Annotated in this window: 8 protein-coding genes; 1 reads left to right on the top strand and 7 read right to left on the bottom strand. The window is 60.8% G+C overall.

The genetic code is table 11. The annotated features are described in order from the left end of the window. Nucleotides 1–288, top strand: a 288-nt coding sequence (locus AC1D0Z_RS14410) for a GlcG/HbpS family heme-binding protein (protein ID WP_477658912.1), incomplete at its 5' end; no start/stop codon positions are given. A 201-nt stretch (nucleotides 289–489) separates the two neighbouring features. Here AC1D0Z_RS14410 and AC1D0Z_RS14405 read toward each other — a convergent pair. The 7 genes from AC1D0Z_RS14405 to AC1D0Z_RS14375 all read right to left on the bottom strand — a co-directional run. Beyond that, entirely contained in the window at nucleotides 490–708 is a 219-nt protein-coding gene (locus AC1D0Z_RS14405; protein WP_477658911.1) for a hemin uptake protein HemP, read from the bottom strand. 159 nt (nucleotides 709–867) lie between these two features. Then, entirely contained in the window at nucleotides 868–1,278 is a 411-nt protein-coding gene (locus AC1D0Z_RS14400) for an ExbD/TolR family protein (protein ID WP_477658910.1), read from the bottom strand. Nucleotides 1,279–1,349: 71 nt separating this feature from the next. Next, nucleotides 1,350–2,063 (bottom strand): MotA/TolQ/ExbB proton channel family protein, encoded by a 714-nt coding sequence (locus tag AC1D0Z_RS14395; protein ID WP_477658909.1) that lies wholly within the window; start codon nucleotides 2,061–2,063, stop codon nucleotides 1,350–1,352. Nucleotides 2,064–2,092: 29 nt separating this feature from the next. Further along, nucleotides 2,093–2,776 (bottom strand): energy transducer TonB, encoded by a 684-nt coding sequence (locus tag AC1D0Z_RS14390; protein ID WP_477658908.1) that lies wholly within the window; start codon nucleotides 2,774–2,776, stop codon nucleotides 2,093–2,095. Between the two features lie 130 nt (nucleotides 2,777–2,906). Continuing rightward, nucleotides 2,907–3,152 carry a (2Fe-2S)-binding protein gene (locus AC1D0Z_RS14385; protein ID WP_477658907.1) on the bottom strand — a complete coding sequence of 82 codons (246 nt, stop codon included), beginning with the start codon at nucleotides 3,150–3,152 and terminating at the stop codon, nucleotides 2,907–2,909. A gap of 265 nt (nucleotides 3,153–3,417) precedes the next feature. Beyond that, the gene (locus AC1D0Z_RS14380; protein WP_477658906.1) at nucleotides 3,418–4,125 is read right to left on the bottom strand and encodes a Fe2+-dependent dioxygenase; all 708 of its coding nucleotides are present in this window, start codon (nucleotides 4,123–4,125) and stop codon (nucleotides 3,418–3,420) included. An 82-nt stretch (nucleotides 4,126–4,207) separates the two neighbouring features. Next, nucleotides 4,208–6,427: TonB-dependent receptor (locus AC1D0Z_RS14375; RefSeq protein ID WP_477658905.1), on the bottom strand; the 2,220-nt coding region annotated here is incomplete at its 5' end.

Here is a 6,427-nt window from a genome sequence, read left to right as displayed (position 1 = left end):
CTGCTGCACCTGCAGCGCCTGGACGGTGCGCCGCCCGTTTCCTCCCACATTGCACCCTCCAAGGCCAATACGGCCGCCATGGGCCGCCGCGAGAGCAAGGTTTACGAAGACGTCATCAATGGCGGCCGCACATCTTTCCTTTCGGCCCCCTACATCCACGGCATGCTGGAAGGCGGCGTGCCCATCGTGAAAGACGGGCAGTGCATTGGCGCTGTGGGCGTGAGCGGCGTGAAGTCCAGCGAAGACGCACAAATCGCGCGCGCGGGCATTGCTGCCATCGGCCTGTAACGCTTCGCCGCAGAAATCAAAAAGCCGACCAGAGGGTCGGCTTTTTTTCGGGGAAAGCAGGAGAACATCAAGGAAAAAAAGCCTGGCTAAACAACTCCGAAAGAGTCTGTGGCTGGCTAAAAACGACCTTGGAGGCTTGGTAGCCCCGGATCGCCCCACGATGAAACTGTGCTGAAGAAGGTGATGAAACGGTTGTGCGGTTTACTTGGTCAAAATCAGCTTGCCCAGGCGGGTGGCCTGAAGGCGGTAAGTCGAACCGTTGTGGTTGATCTCTACTGCTTTTTGCCCACGCAGGATTTCAGTGCTGTTGACGCAGGCGGCAGATGCGCCCGCCGCATGGCCGCCGGAAGCGGTCTCTGTGTGCACGGGGGTGCGGGCAGGAAGGCTCAGGGTGTGGGAGGCGGGCATTGCGATGGACATGATGGTTAAACCTGTTTGGGTTTCGTTGAGTTAATGATAACCATTCTCATTTGAAAGTCAAGCGAATCGGGGCGGCGGTTTGTTTCTTTCTGTATGAAACTGGAAGCGCCGCCTGCCGGCCGCACTTGCATCCCGGTTCACCGGCCTCGCTGGCCGCGCTCAGTTTTTGGGCTCGGTGATGAAACCAATTTTTCGCAAGCCGGCCTGCTGGGCGGCCGCCATGGCCTGGGCCACACGCTCGTAGCGCACCGACTTGTCGCCGCGGATGTGCAGGTCAGGTTGCGGGTTTTGTGCCGCCGACGCCTTGAGCTGGGTGACCAAGGCTTCGTCGGAAATTTTGGTCTCGTTCAGGAAGTAGCCGCCTTCGGCATCCACGCTCAGGCGAATGGTTTCCGGCTTGATGTTTTGTGCTTCATTGGAAGCGCGCGGCAGGTCAATATTGACGGAATGCTTCATCACGGGCACCGTGATGATGAAGATGATGAGCAGCACCAGCATGATGTCCACCATGGGCGTCATGTTGATCTCGTTCATCACCTCATCGCTGTCGTCTTGGGTTCCAAAGGCCATGGTGCTTCTCGGTCACTGAATGAAGGGGCTCCGCTGCTGGTGGGCCGGCCGGAGCAGGATAGGGTTGTAGCTCAGGCTTTTTTCATCGGTACGACGTTGACCTGGCCACCGGGGCCAATGCGGGCGCCGGTGACAAAGTAGGCGTGCAGGTCGTGGGCAAAGCGGCTGAGTTTTTGCAGCACACCCTTGTTGCCGCGGACCAGCGCGTTATAGCCGAGTACCGCGGGAATGGCGACCGCCAGGCCCAGCGCCGTCATGATCAGCGACTCGCCAATCGGGCCTGCCACCTTGTCGATGGTTGCCTGGCCAGCTGCACCGATGGACAGCAACGCATGGTAGATGCCCCATACGGTGCCGAAGAGGCCCACGAAGGGTGCGGTGGAGCCGACCGAGGCCAGGATGGYCAGGCCGGACTGGAGCCGGGCGGTGAATTCGTCGATGGCATTGCGCAAGGTGCGGGTAACCCAGTCGCTCACGTCCAGCGCGTCGTGCAGATGGGCCTTGGTGTTGCGGTGGTGCAGGGTGGCTTCGCGGCCTTCCAGTGCGAGCTGCCGGAATGGGTTGGCAGGGTCGGCGCCGAGCTTCGTCAGGCCGGCGGCGAAATCCTCGCTGTGCCAGAAGTCTTCAGCTGCGCGGGCGATTTTTTTGTACTTGATCAGGTCCAGCGTCTTGATGATGATGACCATCCAGGAGGCCAGGGACATCACCAGCAGCAGCACGGCCACTGATTTGGTAACGATATCGCCCTGGCTCCAGACGTTGGCAAGGCCGAATTGGGAATTCATGAATCAATACTCCACGGGTTTCAAAAAAATTATTCGAGGACGAAATTGATGGGTACGTTGAACCACATCTCTTCGGCCACGCCGCCACGCTTGCCGGGCACATAGCGCCAGCGCATGACGGTGGTGACTGCTGCCTGGTCAAGCCGGTCAAAGCCGCTTGACTGGCGGATTTCCGTTTTCTTCGCCAGGCCGTCCGCACYGATCAGCACGCGCACCACCACCTTGCCCTGTTCGCCCAGGCGCCGGCTGATGGGCGGATAGGCGGGCTTCGGGTTTTGCAGATAGTCGGCATCGCTCGAGGGCAGCTGTACCGCAGGTGGTGCCGGCGGGGCAACAGGCGCCACGGCCACAGGCGCAGGCGGCAGCGGCGGCGTGACAACGCCCGTCGGGGCATTGGGTGAAGGTGTCGGGTCCGCAATGGCCAGCGGCTGGGGTGCTGGTTTCAGGGGTGCCCTGGCGACCGCTTTCTTTTGCACCGTCGGCGTGGGCGGTGTGGGGGGAACGGGCTCTACTTTGGGCGCTGGCGGGTCAACGAATTGCGTGAGGATCTCCGCGGGAACGATGACTTCGGCAGCGCGCATCAGCAGGCCGCTTTGCAGCGCCCAGATGAACCCCACGTGCAAGGCCACCACTGTCAGCGCGATAACGGCGTTGCGGCTGAGAGGCTGGCGCGGTGGGGCAGGGCGCGGTGCGGTGGAGAAAGTGGCGTTCATCGAGGAGGGGATAAGTCTGCGAATGGCCGCTGGGGCCATGGTTTCGGTCAAAAAGCAACCGGGAATCAGCGGCGGAAGATCCACCACGCAGACCCTATCACCAGGATAAGGCTGACGGGAAGCGCCGATATCAGTATTGAGGAGTGGGTTGCAAGGTATTCCATGGGCTGCCCTCCAGAGTGCCGGTGGCGAGCTTGATGTTGGCCGTTGGACAGCTTGCGCTGCACTGCGCCACCACGTCGCGGGCGCAGCCTTCGCACTGGCCACACTGGGTGGCCACGCCGAGTTCGAACTGGATCTCGTCAAAGCCCAGGCCCGCGCGGGCATGGCGGGCAATTTCGCGGTCGGAGATTCGGCGGCAAACGCAAACGATCATGGGATGGGCTTGGCTGGTGATTGATTCAATCGGTGCATTGATTATAAATGCGAATCTATCGCATTTGCAATCATTGGTGTTCAGATTTGCCGCAGGAATGCGCCCGGCAGGCAGATTTTGGCTCGATTTTTTGGGCCAAATACGCCGGAGGCGCTTTAAAGACAGGCGCAAGCAGCTATAAGTTCGATAGCAAGGTGCCGCTGCAGTAGCCAGCCGCCACAGGAGTTTTCATGACCCTTGACCCAGCAGGGCTGGGTGGGGAGGCTTAAACCTCAGCCCACATCCGGAGCAGGTTGTGATAGCAGCCCGTGAGCTGGACCACCTCGGCGCTTTCAGGCGCGCCGCGGGCTGAGCGTTCCAGGTCTTTCTGGCGCAGTGAGGTAATGGCCATGTCCATCTCATACAAAAGCCGGCGCTGTGCATCGGAACGCACCATGCTTTCGATCCAGAAGAAACAGGCCAGCCGTTCCCCCCGGGAGACGGGCTCCACACGGTGCACCGAGGTGCCCGGGTACATCACCAGGTCGCCTGCCTCGAACTTGATCCGTTGCTCACCGTAAGTGTCCTGTACGACCAGTTCGCCGCCCTCATAGCTGGCCGGATCGCTCAGGAACAGCGTGCAGGAAATGTCGGTACGGACATGGCGTGCTGTTGCTGCGTGGGTGCGCACTGCATTGTCGATGTGGTCACCAAAGTGGTTGCTGTCGCCGCCGTAGCGGTTAAAGAGCGGCGGATAGACCGATTTGGGCAGCGCCCCGGTCACAAACATGGGGTTGCGGGCCAGCGCCACCGACACGATGTGGCGCGCCTGCTGGGCGGCGGGCAATTCTTCCGGCAACTGCAGGTTGTTCTTGACGGCACCGCTCTGGCTGCCGGCAGTGATCCGGCCGTCGGCCCAGTCGGCACCCAGAATCAGCTGGCGGACCTGGGCAAGTTCGTCCGGCTTGAGGGCTTGTTGAATGCGAAGCAGCATGGTGGGGCTTCCGAAAAACGGCTGAAACAAAAATGGCACCCGGAGTATCCTCCAGGTGCCAAAACCTTGAAAAACTCCCGGATCAGAACTTGCTGGTGAGCGTCACGCGCACGCTGCGCGCATCGCCGGGCGCCACAAAGCCACGGTACAGCGTGTTGTAGTACACCTTGTCAAACAGGTTGTCGATGTTCAGCTTCACGGTGTTGCCTTCGTTGATGCGGTATTCCACCAGGGCGTCGGCCTTCACGTAGCCCGGCACCCGGTTGGTGGCCGTCACCGCATTGGCCGGCTTGTTGGTGCTGACGGCGGTGAAACCACCGCCGATACGCCACTTGTCGCCGATGCGGTAGGTGGTAAAAAGGTTGGCCTGGCGGCTTGGGCTCAGGCCCGGGTCTTGTCCCACCTCGGCGGCGGTTGTCGTTTTGTCGATTTGCGCCTTCATGAAGCCGATGCCCGCGAACACATCCCATTGCGGCGTGATACGGCCAGCGACTTCAAATTCGAGCGCGTCGGTATGGCGCTTGCCTGACAGCAGAAAGCTGGTCGGGCTCGCGGTATCGATGTCCGTGTTGCGTTCGTTGTACTTTTCTGTACGCGCGAGTGCCGCACGGATTGACAGGTCGCCGCCATAGAGTTCCCACTTGGCCCCGATTTCAGTATTGCGGCTTTTTTCTGGCGGTGTGTTGGCCGACAACGCGTCAAATTGATACAAATCGCCGGAGGTGTTGAACGCCGTGCCGAATGCGGCGTAGTAGCTGACCTCATCGGTGGGTTGGTACATGACGCCGATCCGCTTGCTCAGCAGTTGATCCGACCTGGCGAGGGTCCCGTTGTTGGGGGGCGTGGCAGTCGGGCGTTCGTAATCGGCCTTGAAATTGTCGAGACGCAGCCCGGCAATCAGCTTCCAGTACGGCGTGAGGTCAATCGTGTCCTGCATATACAGGCCCAGAGTCGTCGCCTTGAACGATGTTTCCAGCCTTTGGGTAAGGTTGCCTCCGATTCCCGCACTGATAGGGTTGCCGACAGTGGTGCTCGGCTTGGCCACATTGAGCAGTGGGTAGCTGAAGCGGTCAGAGTTTTCCACGGCGTACTCGGCGCCGATCAGCAGGCTGTTTTTGCGGCCAAACCACTGAGTGGTCGTAAGGTAGTCGGTTTGCAGGAAAGTGTGGTGTTCGTTGCCCGCCTTGGCATTACCGGCGCTGGTGGCGCCGCGGCTCACCACCGTATTGGCGTTCAGGTTTGCCAGGGTGGTGCCAGCAGCGAAGCTCGCCTGCGTGGCGCGCAAAGAGCGGGAGTAATAGCCGTCGCGCACCGTGGTCTTCAGGCTGCTGCCGTCTGTCCAGCGGTGGGTATGGCTCAGGGTGACGGCGTCGGCCTTGTCGTTCTGGAAGTCGGTGTTCAGGCCATACCAATATTTGTCTGTGCCTGGTGCCGGGCGGCTGTTAAACCATCCAAAGCCCCAATCAGGCTTGTCGTTGTAGTGCAGGTGGTAGTAGCTGATCTCGAATTCATTGGCTGTACCGATGCCGAAGCGGTAATCCAGCGCCAGGCCGCGGCGGTGGGTGGAAGCGCTGGCGTTTTCGCCGCGTCCGTCGCCGTCGGTGGCCATGGCGTTAATGCGGAAAGCGGCGTCGTCGTCCAGCTTGAAATTAAAGTCACCCTGGTAACGCTGGTAGCCTTTGGTACCGACAGTGGCGTTTACTTCGTGTTCGGTGATCAGGCGTGGCTGCTTGCTGACCTGGTTGATCACACCGCCGGTGGAGCCGCGGCCAAACAGCATCGACGCCGCGCCACGCAGGACTTCCACGCGCTCGGTGTTGAAGTTGTCGCGGTTGTACTGGGCGATGTCGCGCATGCCGTCCATATAAATGTCGCCCGCCGCGCTGAAGCCGCGGATGCGGATGTTGTCGCCGACCCGGCCGCCTTCGCCCGCTTCAAAGGTGATGCCGACGACGTTTTCGAGTGCGCTCTTGAAGCTGTCCTTGCCCTGGTCGTGCATCAGTTTTTCGTTGACGACCGTTAAGGACTGGGGAACATCCTTTGCTGGCACGGGCATCTTGCCGACGCTGGTAATGCCGCTCTGGTAAGTCTGACTGGCGCGATCGCGCGTACCCGTCACTGTGACGGGGGCGAGGCTTTTACCCTCAACAGGCGTTGCGGAAGTAGACGACGTTGCGGTTGTGGCGCCGGTGCTGGGTGTCGGTGTGACGCTTTGTGCCCACCCCGACACCGAAACAGCCAGCATCAAAGCGCCCAGAGGGAGCAGTGCTTTGTCGGAAGATGCGGCGGGACTGGTAAGGGG

Source organism: Polaromonas sp. P1_E3 (assembly GCF_056405935.1).
Note: the sequence above shows the minus strand (reverse complement) of the source record. Positions and strands in the feature narration are given on the sequence as shown.

Bases quoted from the DNA above. Each gene is read 5' to 3' on its own strand.
- AC1D0Z_RS14405 (WP_477658911.1), bottom strand. From the start codon at position 708: ATGTCCATCGCAATGCCCGCCTCCCACACCCTGAGCCTTCCTGCCCGC.
- AC1D0Z_RS14400 (WP_477658910.1), bottom strand. From the start codon at position 1,278: ATGGCCTTTGGAACCCAAGACGACAGCGATGAGGTGATGAACGAGATC.
- AC1D0Z_RS14385 (WP_477658907.1), bottom strand. From the start codon at position 3,152: ATGATCGTTTGCGTTTGCCGCCGAATCTCCGACCGCGAAATTGCCCGC.
- AC1D0Z_RS14380 (WP_477658906.1), bottom strand. From the start codon at position 4,125: ATGCTGCTTCGCATTCAACAAGCCCTCAAGCCGGACGAACTTGCCCAG.